At 72.2% G+C, this 14,506-nt stretch carries 15 protein-coding genes; 8 read left to right on the top strand and 7 right to left on the bottom strand.

The genetic code is table 11. The features are described from left to right. Window positions 1-12: 12 nt before the first annotated feature. From JK363_RS20295 to mscL, 3 genes are all read left to right on the top strand, one after another. Window positions 13-861 carry an S-methyl-5'-thioadenosine phosphorylase gene (locus tag JK363_RS20295; protein ID WP_201876385.1) on the top strand — a complete coding sequence of 283 codons (849 nt, stop codon included), beginning with the start codon at window positions 13-15 and terminating at the stop codon, window positions 859-861. Window positions 862-1,049: 188 nt separating this feature from the next. Continuing rightward, window positions 1,050-1,730 (top strand): RcpC/CpaB family pilus assembly protein, encoded by a 681-nt coding sequence (locus JK363_RS20290; RefSeq protein ID WP_236075965.1) that lies wholly within the window; start codon window positions 1,050-1,052, stop codon window positions 1,728-1,730. Between the two features lie 69 nt (window positions 1,731-1,799). Further along, a complete protein-coding gene (gene mscL, locus JK363_RS20285) occupies window positions 1,800-2,306 on the top strand; it encodes a large conductance mechanosensitive channel protein MscL (RefSeq protein WP_201876384.1) in 507 nt (168 codons plus the stop codon). A 7-nt stretch (window positions 2,307-2,313) separates the two neighbouring features. Here the strand turns inward: mscL and JK363_RS20280 are convergent, their stop codons facing one another. Together JK363_RS20280 and JK363_RS20275 are read right to left on the bottom strand one after the other, a co-directional pair. Beyond that, a complete protein-coding gene (locus JK363_RS20280; protein WP_201876383.1) occupies window positions 2,314-2,502 on the bottom strand; it encodes a hypothetical protein in 189 nt (62 codons plus the stop codon). 3 nt (window positions 2,503-2,505) lie between these two features. Beyond that, a complete protein-coding gene (locus JK363_RS20275) occupies window positions 2,506-3,048 on the bottom strand; it encodes an AMP-binding protein (protein WP_307821798.1) in 543 nt (180 codons plus the stop codon). A gap of 214 nt (window positions 3,049-3,262) precedes the next feature. Between JK363_RS20275 and JK363_RS20270 the strand changes: the two genes are divergently transcribed. Next, window positions 3,263-4,408, top strand: coding sequence for a P1 family peptidase (locus JK363_RS20270; RefSeq protein ID WP_201876382.1), 1,146 nt, complete (start codon window positions 3,263-3,265; stop codon window positions 4,406-4,408). Between the two features lie 50 nt (window positions 4,409-4,458). Further along, window positions 4,459-5,442, top strand: coding sequence for an FAD-dependent oxidoreductase (locus JK363_RS20265; protein ID WP_201876381.1), 984 nt, complete (start codon window positions 4,459-4,461; stop codon window positions 5,440-5,442). Window positions 5,443-5,449: 7 nt separating this feature from the next. On the opposite strand, the gene JK363_RS20260 is transcribed toward JK363_RS20265, so the two are convergent. The 3 genes from JK363_RS20260 to JK363_RS20250 all read right to left on the bottom strand — a co-directional run bounded on the left by JK363_RS20260 (window position 5,450) and on the right by JK363_RS20250 (window position 9,318). Then, the gene (locus JK363_RS20260) at window positions 5,450-7,528 is read right to left on the bottom strand and encodes a PTS fructose transporter subunit IIABC (RefSeq protein WP_201876380.1); all 2,079 of its coding nucleotides are present in this window, start codon (window positions 7,526-7,528) and stop codon (window positions 5,450-5,452) included. 87 nt (window positions 7,529-7,615) lie between these two features. Next, complete coding sequence (gene pfkB / locus JK363_RS20255; protein ID WP_201876379.1) at window positions 7,616-8,560, bottom strand: 1-phosphofructokinase; 945 nt, start codon at window positions 8,558-8,560, stop codon at window positions 7,616-7,618. After that, window positions 8,557-9,318 carry a DeoR/GlpR family DNA-binding transcription regulator gene (locus JK363_RS20250; RefSeq protein ID WP_201876378.1) on the bottom strand — a complete coding sequence of 254 codons (762 nt, stop codon included), beginning with the start codon at window positions 9,316-9,318 and terminating at the stop codon, window positions 8,557-8,559. The genes pfkB and JK363_RS20250 overlap by 4 nt, the downstream gene beginning before the upstream one ends. Before the next feature lie 330 nt (window positions 9,319-9,648). On the opposite strand from JK363_RS20250, the gene JK363_RS20245 reads away from it, so the two are divergent. Further along, entirely contained in the window at window positions 9,649-10,386 is a 738-nt protein-coding gene (locus JK363_RS20245; protein WP_201876377.1) for a 3-oxoacyl-ACP reductase family protein, read from the top strand. A gap of 152 nt (window positions 10,387-10,538) precedes the next feature. Here the strand turns inward: JK363_RS20245 and JK363_RS20240 are convergent, their stop codons facing one another. After that, window positions 10,539-11,540 (bottom strand): sigma-70 family RNA polymerase sigma factor, encoded by a 1,002-nt coding sequence (locus tag JK363_RS20240; protein ID WP_201876376.1) that lies wholly within the window; start codon window positions 11,538-11,540, stop codon window positions 10,539-10,541. A 407-nt stretch (window positions 11,541-11,947) separates the two neighbouring features. On the opposite strand from JK363_RS20240, the gene JK363_RS20235 reads away from it, so the two are divergent. Together JK363_RS20235 and JK363_RS20230 are read left to right on the top strand one after the other, a co-directional pair. Continuing rightward, complete coding sequence (locus JK363_RS20235; RefSeq protein ID WP_201876375.1) at window positions 11,948-12,355, top strand: hypothetical protein; 408 nt, start codon at window positions 11,948-11,950, stop codon at window positions 12,353-12,355. A gap of 156 nt (window positions 12,356-12,511) precedes the next feature. Beyond that, window positions 12,512-13,615 carry a questin oxidase family protein gene (locus tag JK363_RS20230; RefSeq protein WP_236075964.1) on the top strand — a complete coding sequence of 368 codons (1,104 nt, stop codon included), beginning with the start codon at window positions 12,512-12,514 and terminating at the stop codon, window positions 13,613-13,615. 30 nt (window positions 13,616-13,645) lie between these two features. Here JK363_RS20230 and JK363_RS20225 read toward each other — a convergent pair whose 3' ends face one another. After that, entirely contained in the window at window positions 13,646-14,428 is a 783-nt protein-coding gene (locus JK363_RS20225; RefSeq protein WP_201876374.1) for a dioxygenase family protein, read from the bottom strand. Between the last annotated feature and the right edge of the window lie 78 nt (window positions 14,429-14,506).

Genomic DNA, 14,506 nt, shown 5'->3' with positions numbered 1-14,506 from the left:
TAGGGTGATCACATGGCCGAGACCAGCAACAGGCAAGCAGACATAGGGGTCATCGGGGGATCCGGGTTCTACTCGTTCCTCGACGATGTGACCGAAATCACCGTTGAAACTCCCTATGGGACGCCGAGCGACGCGCTCTTCCTCGGCGACATCGCGGGACGACGGGTCGCCTTCCTCCCCCGCCACGGCCGCAAGCACCATCTGCCGCCGCACCGGATCAACTACCGCGCCAACCTGTGGGCCCTGCGCTCGCTCGGTGTGCGGCAGGTGTTCGGGCCGTGCGCGGTGGGCGGACTGCGGCCGGAGTACGGACCGGGGACGCTTCTGGTGCCGGACCAGTTGGTGGACCGTACGAAGGGGCGCGTCCAGACCTACTTCGACGGCGAGCCGCTGCCGGACGGCCGGATCCCGAACGTGGTGCACACGACCTTCGCCGACCCGTACTGCCCGGTGGGGCGGCAGGCGGCCGTCGACGCGGCGCGCGCCCATGCGTGGGAGCCCGTGGACGGCGGGACCATGTGTGTGGTCGAGGGGCCGCGCTTCTCCACCCGGGCGGAATCGCGCTGGCATGCGGCACAGGGCTGGTCGGTGGTGGGTATGACCGGCCATCCGGAAGCCGTACTCGCTCGTGAACTGGGGCTTTGCTACACGTCGTTGTCGCTGGTGACCGATCTGGACGCCGGGGTGGAGACGGGCGAGGGAGTCACCCACACCGAGGTGCTGAAGGTGTTCGGCGAGAACGTCGGGCGACTGCGCGAGGTGCTCTTCGACGCGGTGGGCAGGGTGCCGGAGAGCTCCGAGCGGGACTGCCTGTGCACCCATGCGCACGACGGCTGGGACCTGGGGATCGAGCTGCCGTAGGGCGGGGTCGCCCTGGGGGGCGGAGTCGCCTTGGGGGCGGAGTCGCCTTGGGGGCGCATCGCTCGAACGGGTGACCGAGTTATGCACAGCCTGCTTGGTCGTCCACAGGCCCAAGCGGGTTCGGGCGGGGACGGGCATCGTGAAGGGGCCGGAAGCTCAGGACCCTTCACGACAGGCGGTGATGTGCCATGTCCCATCCCTCCCCCGCACTCGCGTTACCCCGCTCCGCTCCCCCGCTGAGCACGGTTCCCCGCTTCGCCCCGGTCCGGGTCGGGCGGGACGGCGGGCATCGGCTGCGGCGAGCGGTGTGGCGGCGCAGACGCCCGATGGCGGCCGGTCTCGCGCTGACCGCCGCGGCGCTCGCGGCCGCGGCACCGCCCGGCCAAGGGCCCGGGGGCGGGACACCCGCGCAGGTGCCCGCCTCGGAGGACGGTGGGCGCGGCGGTGGCCCGCGGCCCGCCATGGTGGCGGCCCCGGTCCGGATCGCCGACGCCGCGGCGGTGGAGCTGCTGCACCCGGGCGACCGGGTGGATGTGCTGGCCATGCCCCGGCCGACGGCGGCTCCGGGCCGTGGGCCCGCAGCCGCCGCTCGGGTCGTCGCGCCCGGGGTGCAGGTCGCCCAGGTGCCCGGAGCACCCGGGAGCGGGCCCCACGGAGGTGGGACGGCGGACAAGGCCGGTACGGATGGCGGTGGGGCGGACGACACCCAGGCGCACGACGCCGGGGCGGCCGAGAGCGGGACCTATGGGGCTGAGCCGCCGGAGGGCGGCGGATCGCTGGTCGTGCTGACCGTGCCGCGGGCGACCGCCGCGGCGCTGGCCGGTGCGGCGGCCACCTCCCGGCTGGCGGTGACGCTGTGCCGCTCCTGATGATCCCACCTGGACTCTTGCCCCTGCTCCGCTCCGGTGTAGGTTGCGGAACCGTCCGCTCCAGCACTGATGCGGCGAAAGAGAGGCTGTGGCGTGAGCGAGGAGAAGGTGACCGAGGAGAAGCAGAGCGTCCTGGACGGCTTCAAAGCCTTCCTGATGCGCGGCAATGTGATCGACCTGGCTGTCGCGGTCGTCATCGGCGCTGCCTTCACCGCCGTCGTGAACTCCATAGTGAAAGGCTTGATCAATCCCATAGTCGGGGCTTTCGGCACGAAGGACCTCGAGAAGTACCGCTCGTGCCTGAAGGCACCCTGCGAGACGAACGCCGCGGGCGAGGTCGTCCACGGCATTCCGATCCTGTGGGGCGCGGTGCTCTCCGCCGTGCTGACCTTCCTGATCACCGCGGCGGTGGTGTACTTCCTGATGGTGCTGCCGATGTCGCGCTATCTGGCGCGGAAGGCCGCCCGGGAGGCGAAGGCGGAGGAGGAGCAGGCCGCGGTGGAGGCCGCCGAGATCACCCTGCTCCGGGAAATCCGCGACGAGCTGGTGGCACAGCGCAGCGGCTCCAGCGCCTAGCAAAGCCTCAGAGGTGGTGGGGCGGTTTCTCGTCGAGGAACCGCGCCAGATCCGCGGCGCTGTCGGCGCTGTCGCCGCCAGGAGTCCGCTCACCCCACCCGCGGTCCGTGTCGTCCGGTGACGGCTGCGCCAGTGGATCACCGAAGATCAGCGCGGCTGCCGGATCGCGCGGTCCGGAGGCAGGGGCGGTGCTCATGCCTCAAGAGTACGGCCGAGGCAGCGGTTCGGTGTACCGCCCCAGCTCCTCGTGCCACCACCGGTCCCGGCCGGACTTCCAGGACACCGGGCGGGCGAGGCGGTGCACCACCAGCACCGACCGCACCTCAGGGCAGCCGGTCAGCGCCCGGTCGACGATCTGCTTGAGCGGCTTCGGCTCGCCGCAGCGCTGCTCGCCGTCCGCGGTGACGACGACCTTGGCGCCCACCTCCCTGATCCGGTCGCGCAGTTCATGCGGGCGCAGTCCCACGGGGAGGCTGACACGGACGACATCAAGGCGGCCGCAGGCGAGCGTGGCTATCACGGACTCGGGCACCAGCGGCAGATGGACCGCCACCCGGTCACCGGCGCGGACTCCGAGCCGGGTGAGGGCGGCCGCGGCCCTGGCCGCCTGGTCGAGCAGGTCGGCGTGGGTGAGCTCCTCGGTGCAGTCCGGTTCGCTGATCCAGCGGAGGGCCACCCGGGCGGGCTGCCGGGAGTCGGCGACCAGTGTCGGGAGCACCTCAGTCCGAGAGGTACGGGGCACGTCGGTCTTCTTTCGAGCGGGTACGGGCGGGATACCGCTCAGACTGCTGGTGGGTCATCAACATCTGATGAACGTCCTGTATATGACGGTGCTTAGGCCCCGAGCCCGTCCTGTGGCGCCGCTCCCGGCAGCGTCCGATGCCCCCCGGCGCGCGCCTCGCACCCCGACCATGCCACGGACCACGCCATGGCGTCCCGTGCTACGCATACCTTCCATGAATACCGACGGGACAATCCCCGGATCCCCCCGCACCGGCCGGGCCGATGCGCTGACGGACGTCCACGGGCTGCGAGTCGGCCACGCCCAGCGCACTGATGGCGGTTGGCTGACCGGCACAACCGTGGTGCTGGCTCCTGAAGGGGGTGCGGTCGCCGCGGTCGATGTGCGGGGCGGCGGCCCCGGCACCCGGGAGACCGACGCCCTCGATCCGCGCAATCTCGTCCAGCGCGTCGATGCCATCGTGCTGACCGGTGGCAGCGCCTTCGGACTGGACAGCGCCTCGGGGGTGGCCGAGTGGCTGGAGGAGCGGGGCCGCGGCTTCCGGGTCGGCCCCGACCCGTCACAGGTCGTCCCGGTGGTTCCGGCGGCCGCCCTCTTCGACCTCGGCCGGGGCGGGGACTGGAAGGCCCGGCCGGGAGCGGCGCTGGGCCGGGAGGCGACCGAGGCCGCGGCTGGTTCTGAGCGGGGGGCGCCGGTGGCGCAGGGCAGCGTCGGGGCCGGTACGGGCGCGGTGGCCGGTGGTCTCAAGGGCGGCATCGGTTCGGCCTCCGTGGTGCTGCCGTCCGGGATCACCGTGGCCGCCCTGGCGGCGGTCAACGCGGTGGGTTCGGTGGTCGATCCGCGGACGGGCGTGCTGTACGGGGAGATTTACGGGCCGTCGGCCGAGGGCGGGCCGCACCGGCCGGGCGAGGCCGAGCACGCAGAGGCGCTGCGCAGACTGGCGATGGCACGCGCGGAGTCGGAGCGGCGCCAGGCCGCCTCGGTACGGCCTCCGCTGAACACCACGCTGGCCGTGGTCGCCACCGACGCCACCCTGACCCGTGCCCAGGCGCAGAAGCTGGCGGGCACCGCGCACGACGGTCTGGCGCGGGCCGTCCGGCCGGTGCACCTGCTGTCCGACGGGGACACCGTGTTCGCCCTGGCCACCGCCGGCCACCCGCTGGTGCCGGAGGACGGCGAGGAGGGCACGGATCCCGCCTTCGGGGTGCACCGGGAGAGCGGCGCGCTGAACGAGGTGCTGGCGGCCGGGGCGGATGTCCTGACGCGGGCGGTGGTCAAGGCGGTGCTGGCGGCGGAGAGGGTGGACGGACCGGGTGGAGTCTTCCCCGCGTACCGCGAGTTGTACGGAGCGAAGGGTTGATGACGTGATGAGGGGACGGGTGACCGGGACATGAGGGGGAGACAGCGGCCATGGATACCGATCTGCTGATCGTCGGCGGCGGTCCGGCGGGCTGCGCGGCCGCCGTGATGGCGGCGAGCGTCGGGATGCGCTCGGTGCTGGTGGAGTCCGGCGAAGCCCTGTGCGGGGTGCTGCGGCGTATCCCCGTGGTGCGCAATGTGCTCGGGTTCACCAGCGGCCCCGGGCTGGCTGCCGCGATCGAGGCCGATGTGGCGCGCTGCGGTCCGTGCCGGGTCGAGTTGGGGCGGCGCGTTGCACGGGTCGAAGCCTTCGACGACCATGTGGCGATCGCTCTCGAGCCGGTGGCCGGCGCGATGGGCAAGCATCCGCCGCGGCCCGCGGAGACCCGTGCGGGCGCCGTGCGGCTGACGGCGCCATATGTGGTCGTGGCCACGGGAGTCGGGCCACTGGGGCCCGCGGACGCCGAGTGGCTGAGCGGGGCCGAGGACCGGGGGCTTCGCCCGCTGTGGGAGGCGGATCCGGCGGAGCTGGCCGAGCGCACCGTGCTGGTGCTCGGCGCGGACCGGCCGCTGGGCACCTGTGCGCGGTCCCATCCGGAGCTGCGCGTCCGCTTCCTCGTCGCCCATCCACCCGAGGACGCGTACAAGACCGAGGAGCTCGGCCCGGATCCGCGGATGGAGCTGGTGGCGGTGCGGAGGCTGGAGTTGGCGCCCGGCAGCGGGCCGCTCACCGCCGAGGCCCTCACCGTGACGGGCGAGCGGCGCACCCTCAGGGCCGATCGCGGATATCTCAACCTGGGCAGTGCACCGGCGGTCCCGGAAGGGGCCGTTGTCACCGACGGGTCCGGGTACTGCCCGCCCGCGCGTCAGCACCCCCGGGTGTTCACCGCCGGTGATCTGCGGTCCGCCCGCTTCCAGCGGATCGCGACCGCCATGGGGTCGGGCGGCGAGGCCGCGCTCGGCACCTACTACGCCTCGCGCGGCCTGCCCGTGAACCTCGGCGCGGCGGCACCGGACCGGACGGGGGATGGCTGAGATGCGGTCAGACCGCGACCGCCACCTTCGACTCGTCCCCGGTGGTGCCCGTGGCGGTCGGGTCGGTGGCCGGTGCCGTGTCCGACTCCGGCCGTGCGGTCTTCCGCAGCCCCTTGAGGAAGATGACCAGCCCGGCCGAGACCGCCGTACCCGCCACGACGGCCAGCAGGTAGAGGAACGCCTGGCCGATCAGCGGGACCACGAAGATGCCGCCGTGCGGGGCGCGCAGAGTGCAGTCGAAGACCATCGACAGCGCGCCGGTGACCGCACCGCCCGCCATGGCCGAGGGGATGACGCGCAGCGGGTCCGCCGCGGCGAACGGGATCGCGCCCTCGCTGATGAAGGAGGCGCCCAGCACCCAGGCCGCCTTGCCGTTCTCCCGCTCCGCCTTGGTGAACAGCCGCCCGCGCACGGTGGTGGCCAGTGCCATCGCCAGGGGCGGGACCATCCCGGCCGCCATCACCGCAGCCATGATCTTGAGGCTGCCGGTGGACGGGTCCGAGGCCGCGATACCGCCCGTGGCGAAGGCGTAGGCGACCTTGTTGACCGGGCCGCCGAGGTCGAAGCACATCATCAGGCCCAGGATCACGCCGAGGATCACGGCGTTGGCGCCGGAGAGGCCATTGAGCCAGTCGGTCATCGACTTCTGCGCGGAGGCGATGGGCTTGCCGATCACCACGAACATCAGGAACCCGACGACCGCCGACGAGATCAGCGGGATCACGACCACCGGCATGATGCCGCGCAGCGAAGCGGGCACCGAGAACCGCTGGATGCCCATCACCACCGCGCCCGCGATCAGGCCCGCGACGAGGCCGCCGAGGAATCCGGCCTTGATGGTGGTCGCGATGAAGCCGCCGACGAAGCCGGGGACCAGACCGGGCCGGTCGGCCATCCCGTAGGCGATGTAGCCCGCCAGGACCGGCACCAGGAAGGTGAAGGCCGCGCCGCCGATCTGGAAGAGCAGCGCCGCCCAGCTGGCCGTCTCGGTCCAGACGAAGTGGTCGGCCACCGACTTGGCACCGGCGATCTCGTAGCCGCCGATCGCGAAGGCGAGGGCGATCAGCAGACCGCCCGCGGCCACGAACGGGACCATGTAACTCACGCCCGTCATCAGCCATGTGCGCAGCCGGGTGCCAAAACCGTCACCGGCGGCGGCGCCCGCGTCCATCGGGGCCGAGACCTCCTCCGGGCCATCGGCCGGTGCGCTCGTCTCACCGCGCGCGGCCTTCTCCCGCGCCTCGGCGACCAGTTCCGCCGGGCGGTTGATGCCCGCCTTCACCCCGACGTCCACGGTCGGCTTTCCGGCGAACCGGCCCTTGTCCCGCACCTGTACGTCATGCGCGAGGATCACCGCGTCGGCTGCGGCGATGGTGGCGGCCGGGAGCTTGTCGAACCCTGCGGAGCCCTGGGTCTCGACCACCAGCTCGACACCCACCTCGGCGGCGGCCCTCTCCAGGGACTCCGCGGCCATGTAGGTGTGGGCGATACCGGTGGGGCACGAGGTGACCGCGACGATCCGGAAGGGGGCCGTCGGCGCCTGCGGCGTCTCGGCCGCGGTTGCCTGCGGCGCCTCCGTCGTGGCCCGGACCGTCTGCCCGGGGGCCACCTCCCCCGGGACCGCCTCCCCCGGGACGGCCTCCTGCTCGTCGCCGCGGATCAGGGCGGCCACCCGCTCCGGCTCGTCCGCCGAACGCAGCGCGTCGGTGAAGGCGGTGTCCATCAGCGAGCGGGCGAGGCTGGACAGGATGGTCAGATGGTCGCTGTCCGCCCCCGCCGGGGCCGCGATCAGAAAGATCAGATCGGCCGGTCCGTCCGGCGCGCCGAAGTCGATCCGGACGGTGCTGCGCCCGAAGGCAAGCGTGGGCTCGGTGACATGTTCGCTGCGGCAGTGGGGTATGCCGATGCCGCCGTCCAGGCCGGTCGGCATCTGCTCCTCGCGTGCCGCCACATCGGCGAGAAAGCCATCGAGGTCGGTGACCCGGCCGGCCGCGGCCATCCGTGCGGCGAGCGACCGGGCGGCGGATTCCTTGGTGTCGGCGGACAGGTCAAGGTCGACCAGATCCGCGGTGATCAGCTCACTCATCTCGCGGCTCCCTTGGGTACGGTTCCGCCCGGTATCGGGGAGAGGCGGAACGGAACGGGGACGGGGGGTGGGAGTGGGTCGGGCCGGTCACACGGGCTCCGTGAGCACGCGGTCCAGCGGGACGTCCGCCGTGATCATGACGGCGGAGGGGTCGAGGTCGGCCGGGGTCGGCATGGCGCTGCCCGGCAGTTGCACGGCGGCCGCGCCATGGGCCACCGCCGCGGCGAGCGCGGCGGGCCCGGCGCCGCCCGCCGCGAGGAATCCGGCGAGCGAGGCATCGCCCGCGCCGACGTTGCTGCGCAGTGTGGAGACGCGAGCCGCGCCGAAGTAGGTGCCGGAATCGTCGACCAGCAGCTGACCGTCGGCGCCGAGGCTGGCCAGGACGGCGCGGGCGCCCAGCCCGCGCAGTTCCTCGGCCGCCTTGACCGCCTCGCCGACGGTGGCCAGCGGGCGGCCCACGGCCTGGGTCAGTTCCTCGGCGTTGGGTTTCACCACATCCGGGCATGCGCGCAGCGCCGCGGTCAGCGAGGGGCCGGAGGTGTCCAGGGCGATCCGGGCGCCCACCCGGTGGGCGCGAGCGACGAGTTCGGCGTACCACTCGGGGGCAGGCCCGCGCGGAAGGCTTCCGCAGCAGGCGATCCAGTCGGCGTCGGCGCTCTTGGTCCGCACCGCCTCGAGCACCGCCTCCGCCTCGGCGCCGCTCAGCTCGGGCCCGCCCGCGTTGACCTTGGTGAGGATGCCGTCGGGCTCCGCGACGGCGACATTGACCCGGGTCGAGCCCGCCACCGGCACACCTGCCGCCTCGATGCCCAGCTCCCCGAGCAGCCGCGCCAGCAGCGCGCCCTCCGGTCCGCCGAGCGGGAGCACAGCGACCGTGCGCCGCCCCGCGGCGGCCACCGCGCGCGAGACATTGACGCCCTTGCCACCGGGGTCGACCCGATCGGTGGTGGCACGCAGTACCGCGCCGCGCTCCAGCGCCGGGATCTCATAGGTGCGGTCCAGGCTGGGGTTGGGGGTGACGGTGAGGATCATGCGCGGGCCACTTCGGTGCCCTGGTGCTCGATGGCGAGGGCGTCCTGCGGGCTCAGCCCGGTGTCCGTGATCAGCAGATCCACATGGCCGAGGTCACCGAAGCGGGCGAAGTGCTCCTGGCCGAACTTGGCGGAGTCCGCCAGCAGCACGACCCGGCGGGCGGCGGCGATCATCGCGCGTTTGACGGCGGCCTCCGCGAGGTCGGGGGTGGTCAGCCCGCCGTCGAGCGAGAAGCCGTTCGTGGCCAGGAAGAGCACATCGGCCTTGATCTCGCCGTAGCCGCGCAGCGCCCAGGCGTCCACGGCGGCCCGGGTGCGGTGCCGGACCCGGCCGCCGACGAGGTGCAGGGCGATACCGGGGTGGTCGGCGAGACGCGCCGCGATCGGCAGGGCGTGGGTGACCACGGTGAGACCCGCCTCCAGCGGAAAGGCGGCGGCGAACCGGGCCGCCGTCGAGCCGGCGTCGATGATCACGCTGCCGTCGGAGGGGAGTTCGGCGAGGGCGGCCCGGGCGATGCGGTCCTTCTCGTCGGAGGCGGTGCCTTCGCGTTCGGCGAGATCGGGCTCGAAGTCGAGGCGTCCGGCCGGGATGGCGCCGCCGTGCACCCGGCGCACCAGCCCCGCCCGGTCCAGCGTCCGCAGATCGCGCCGTACGGTCTCGGCGGTGACCTGGAACTCCTCGGCGAGGGACAGGACATCGACCCGCCCGCTCTCGCGGGCGAGCCGGAGGATCTCCTGCTGCCGCTCCGGTGCGTACATGTGGGTTTACGCTCCTCGATGCCCGAACCTGTGATTTCGCGGCCAGATTACGGCGCCAATCCTGGAAAGTAAACAGACTCGGGCATGAAGCAGACTCGCCCGGACACCGTCATGCCATGTCCGCGCCCGGACACTGCCATGCCATGAACCGATCCCGTCCGTCCGCCGGGCTCACCCCCAGCACCGTGTCCGAATGCCGCCGGACTTCCCGTGGGCGGGCGACCAGGATCAGGTCATGCCCCCGGGATCACCGCACACCAGGGATCCCGGTGATCTCACTGATCCCGGGGATCTCACCTCATTCAATGACATGGCAACCATGGAGCTGACATGACACTCGACGGCAAAGCGGCCCTGGTCACTGGTGGCAGCCGCGGTATCGGCACGGCGGTGGCGCTCCGGCTCGCCCAGGACGGCGCCGATGTCGCGCTGACCTATCACTCCCAGGCCGAGCGCGCGGCCGACGTCGTCGACCAGATCAAGGCACTGGGCCGCCGGGCCTGGGCCGTCCAGGCCGACAGCGCCGACGCGCAGGCGGTGCGCGACGCCGTCACCGGCGCCGCCGCCGAGTTCGGCCGCCTCGACATCCTGGTCAACAACGCGGGGGCCGGAGCACTCGGCCCCGTCGGCGAGCTGTCCCTGGAAGACGTCGACCGCGTGCTCGCCATCAATGTCCGGGCGCCGTTCCTCATGACCCAGGCGGCGCTGGAGCGGCTGTCCGACGGCGGACGGATCATCAACATCGGCAGCTGTATGGCCGAGCGCGCCGCCTTCCCCGGCGGCAGCCTCTACGCGACCAGCAAGACCGCACTGACCGGCCTCACCAAGGCACTGGCCCGTGAGCTGGGCACCCGCGGTATCACGGTCAACCTGGTGCACCCCGGTCCGATCGACACGGACATGAACCCGGCCGACGGCGAGAGCGCCCCCATGCAGAGCGGTCTGACCGCCCTGGGCCGCTACGGGCAGCCGTCGGAGATCGCCGCGACCGTGGCCCATCTCGCGGGTGACGACGGCCGCTACATCACCGGCGCGTCGATCGCCGTGGACGGCGGCTTCGCCGCCTGATCACACCGCACGCCCCGGCACATCGGACCGCGGCGGGCACGGAGTGAGCCCCGGCGCCGGGGGGAAGGGCGCCGGGGCTCGGTCTATGGGGTTGAAGGAATCCATCGGATCCGATCGGATCCACACGTGCCGGGCTCTCCACCACGGCGGGCTCACGCCGCGGCGTCAAAACCGGTCTGGCGGGCCATCTTCTTCAGCTCGAGCAGCGCGTGCTTCTCGATCTGGCGGATCCGCTCACGCGTCAGACCGTGCTGCTTGCCGACCTCCGTGAGCGTGCGCTCCCGGCCGTCGTCGATGCCGTAACGCGCCTTGATGATCGAGGCGGTGCGGTCGTCGAGGCGGCCGATGAGGTCCTCCAGTTCCTCACTCCGCAGCAGCGTCATCACCGACTGCTCGGGCGAGACCGCCGAGGTGTCCTCCAGCAGATCGCCGAACTGGGTCTCCCCCTCGTCGTCCACCGACATGTTCAGACTGACCGGGTCACGGGCCCAGTCGAGCACATCCGAGACCCGCTCCATCGTGGAGCCGAGCTCGTGGGCAATCTCCGCATGCTCCGGCTCACGGCCGTGCTCACGGTTGAACTCCCGCTGCACCCGGCGGATCCGGCCGAGCTCCTCGACCAGATGGACGGGCAGCCGGATCGTACGGGACTGATCCGCGATCGAGCGGGTGATGGCCTGACGAATCCACCATGTCGCATACGTCGAAAACTTGAAGCCCTTCGTGTAGTCGAACTTCTCCACCGCGCGCACCAGGCCCGCGTTGCCCTCCTGGATCAGATCGAGGAGCGGCAGCCCACTGCGCGGATAGCGGCGCGCCACGGCCACGACCAGGCGCAGGTTGGAGCGGATGAAGACGTCTTTGGCGCGGGCACCCTCGGCGGCTATCGCCTCCAGTTCCTCACGGCTCGCACCCGCGGCTTCGGCCTCCTCCACCTCCCCGTCCAGAATCTGCTGGGCGTAGACGCCCGCCTCGATGGACTGGGACAGCTCGACCTCCTTCGCCGCGTCCAGCAGCGGGGTACGAGCGATCTCGTCGAGATACATGCCGACCAGGTCGCGATCGGCGATTTCCCCGCCTGAGGCGCGAACGCTGTTGGCCCCATCAGCACCACCGCTGGCGGACTGATGACGGGCGACGGCACGGGTTGCCATGCGTGCTCCCTTACAGATGGATCGGGCGCGGACTATGGACGGACCTGCCCCTGCCGGGTGCCCCGTCCGATGGAAACAACGACTGGAATCCGGACAGAATTCCCCAGCCGTGCCCACCTTTTTACGATCATGCAGTATCCTGTCCCGCCACAGGAGCCTCAGCGTGGTCTCGGAACACCGGGAAGCGCAGGTCAGGGACTCGAACAGCGCCGTCCGTAGCTGCCTCCCACCCTCAAGGACGAATTCCACAGGTTTCCGGTTGCCCGAAATGGACGCCGTGCGCTCGGGCCGTATACGAGCGGACCGTGGGGGGCCGGGAGCGGTGCACCGGGACCCGAGTTGCCGGTGGTGAAGCGCGGGTGTGCGCTGGAAGGGACCGGTCCGGCGGGCGACGAGGAGGTCCTGCCATGCATACCCCTGCCGCCATCACCGCACGTGAGCCGCGCCGCCCCCGCCTTCACCCGCCGCTGCACCCCTCCGCCTCCTGGGTGGCCCCGGTCGTCCTGGGGGTCCTGATCGGCGGATGGGCGATCTTCATCGACCATAACCAGGGCTCCTCCATCCCCGCCGCCTTCATCCTCGGCATCGTGGCGGCGATCGTCTTCGGAGCGGTCTGCTACGGCGTCGGCAAGGTGCAGTCCAAGCTGCTGCCGGAGGTCCGGGCGGCGCTGTACGGGGCGGTCTTCGGCTGTGCGATCGGCTTCCTCTACAACATCAGCGGCGCGGCGAACTACCGGGCCTCGGCGATGGGGCTCGGGGTGGGGCTGGCCATGGGGGTCGCGGCCTTCTACGTCTTCCACACACACGACGAGTGAGCGCCCTCCCGCAGCCCGGCGCCCCGTTCCCGTCCCCGCCCGGCTCCGGCCGGGCCCGTTCCCCGGGCCCGGTTGTCCGACGTAGGTCCGCGGCCCCCCGCCCGGTACATCCACGGCCCGTTCCCGGCACCGCGCCCGCGTTCCTAGCGTGGCCCCATGACCGATGACACCATGACCGATGACACCTCGGGAACGCTCGACGAGGCCCTGGAGCGACTGCACGCAGCAGGCCCCGAGCGGCACGGCTGGCTGAGCAACCACGGACCGATGGCGGTCGAGGCCCTGGTGCGTCACGGCCAACGCCACGCCGTCCACCGCTGGCTCGACCACTACCGCGGCAAGCTGGAGGACATGCCGGATGCGCACGCTCCGATCACCGCGGAGAACTGGCGGGAGGCGCTCGGCGATCCCCGTCATATCGCCGACTGGACCGCGTACTTCGGCCACGAGCTGGCCGACCGGCCCTGGCGGGACGTCCTCGCCCTGTGGTGGCCGCGACTGCTGCCGGGCATCGCCGGAGGGGCCGCCCATCCGGTGATCCGCGTCGGCCACGCCGTGCGCACCCTTCTCGACGCACCCGGTACCGCGACCGCGCCCCGCACCGCCGAGCTCGCCCATGCCCTCGGCTACTGGGCGGCCCGCCACGCACCGCTGCCGCCGCTCGGCCGCCTGCCGGGACCGCCGTCCGGATCGGCGGCGGACGCGCTGGCCACCGTGTCCCCCGTCGCGGACCGGAGCGGTGGGATCCGGGACCGGCTGCCGCAGCTCACGGCGTTCCCCGCCTGGCCCGTGGACACCTCCGTGGGCACCTCCGGGCCCGCCGGCCCCGACACCGCGCACGACCGGCTGGCCGAGCTGGTACGGGCCGCGACCCACCGCTATCTCACCCATGGCCACGGCGAGCCCGTCATGCTGGTCCACGCCGCGACCGCACCCAACGCCGTCCTGCGGACCCTGCCCGCGCTCCCCCGTGCGCTGTGGGCACCGAGCCTGGACGCGGCCTGGGCGGCGAGCGCCGCGGTCACGGCGGCGTACGGACCCCCGGAGCCGGTTCTCCCGCCGTCAGCGGCGGCCACCACCTCCCCCGAGGAGGTGTTCGCGCGTGCCGCCGCGCACGGCGACGAGCACGCCATCAAGCTGACCGACACCGCGCTCGATGTCGCCCGGGACGCCGCCGCCACCGGCGAGGACCCCGGCCCCGCCCTCGCCGCGGCCCTGCACGCCTGCGCGCTCATCGACTCGCCGTCGGCGGCCCCGTAACCGCACCCCGACGACTGAGCCGCCCCGCCCTCAGCCGAACTGCACCGAGCGCTTGGCCAGTCCCATCCAGAAGCCGTCGATCACACTGCGCTGACTGCCGAGTTCGGACTCGGCGGCTCCCAAGGTGACGAACAGCGGAGCGAAGTGCTCGGTGCGCGGATGCGCGAGCCGTCCCGCCGGGGAGGTGTGCTCGAAGTCCAGCAGGGCGTCGATGTCCTGTGCGTCCAGGGCGCGCTGCCCCCAGTCGTCGAACTCGGCCGACCAACTGGGCGGTGTCGGGCCGGTGTCCCGCAGCGCGGCCAGGTTGTGGGTGAAGAAGCCGCTGCCGACGATCAGCACCCCCTCGTCCCGCAGCGGTGCCAGCTTGCGCCCGATCTCCATCAGCCTCCCCGGATCGAGCGTCGGCATCGACACCTGGAGGACCGGGACATCGGCCTCCGGATACATCTCGACCAGCGGGACATACGCGCCGTGGTCGAGCCCGCGGCGGGGGATGTCCCGCACCGGGGTGCCCGCCGTACGCAGCGTCCCGCGGATGCGCTCGGCCAGCTCCGGGGCACCGGGCGCCGGGTACCGCACCCGGTAGTAGTGCCGGGGGAAACCCCAGAAGTCGTAGACCAGCGGCACCTGTTGGGTGGCCCCGATGGCCAGCGGCGCTTCCTCCCAGTGGGCGGAGATCATGAGAATGGCCTTCGGCCGGGGAAGCTCCGCCGACCAGGCGGCCAGCTGCCCGGGCCAGACCGGATCGTCGGCGAGAGGCGGGGCACCATGGCTCAGATAGAGGGCGGGCATACGCCCGTCGAACCCGGACATGATGACACCTCGATCCAGAAACTTGAAGTCTCAAGCAATTTCGACCGACCATAGCACTCTATTGTTTAAGTTTCAAGG

The organism is Streptomyces coffeae, assembly GCF_016741875.1.
GTDB lineage: Bacteria > Actinomycetota > Actinomycetes > Streptomycetales > Streptomycetaceae > Streptomyces > Streptomyces coffeae.
Note: the sequence above shows the minus strand (reverse complement) of the source record. Positions and strands in the feature narration are given on the sequence as shown.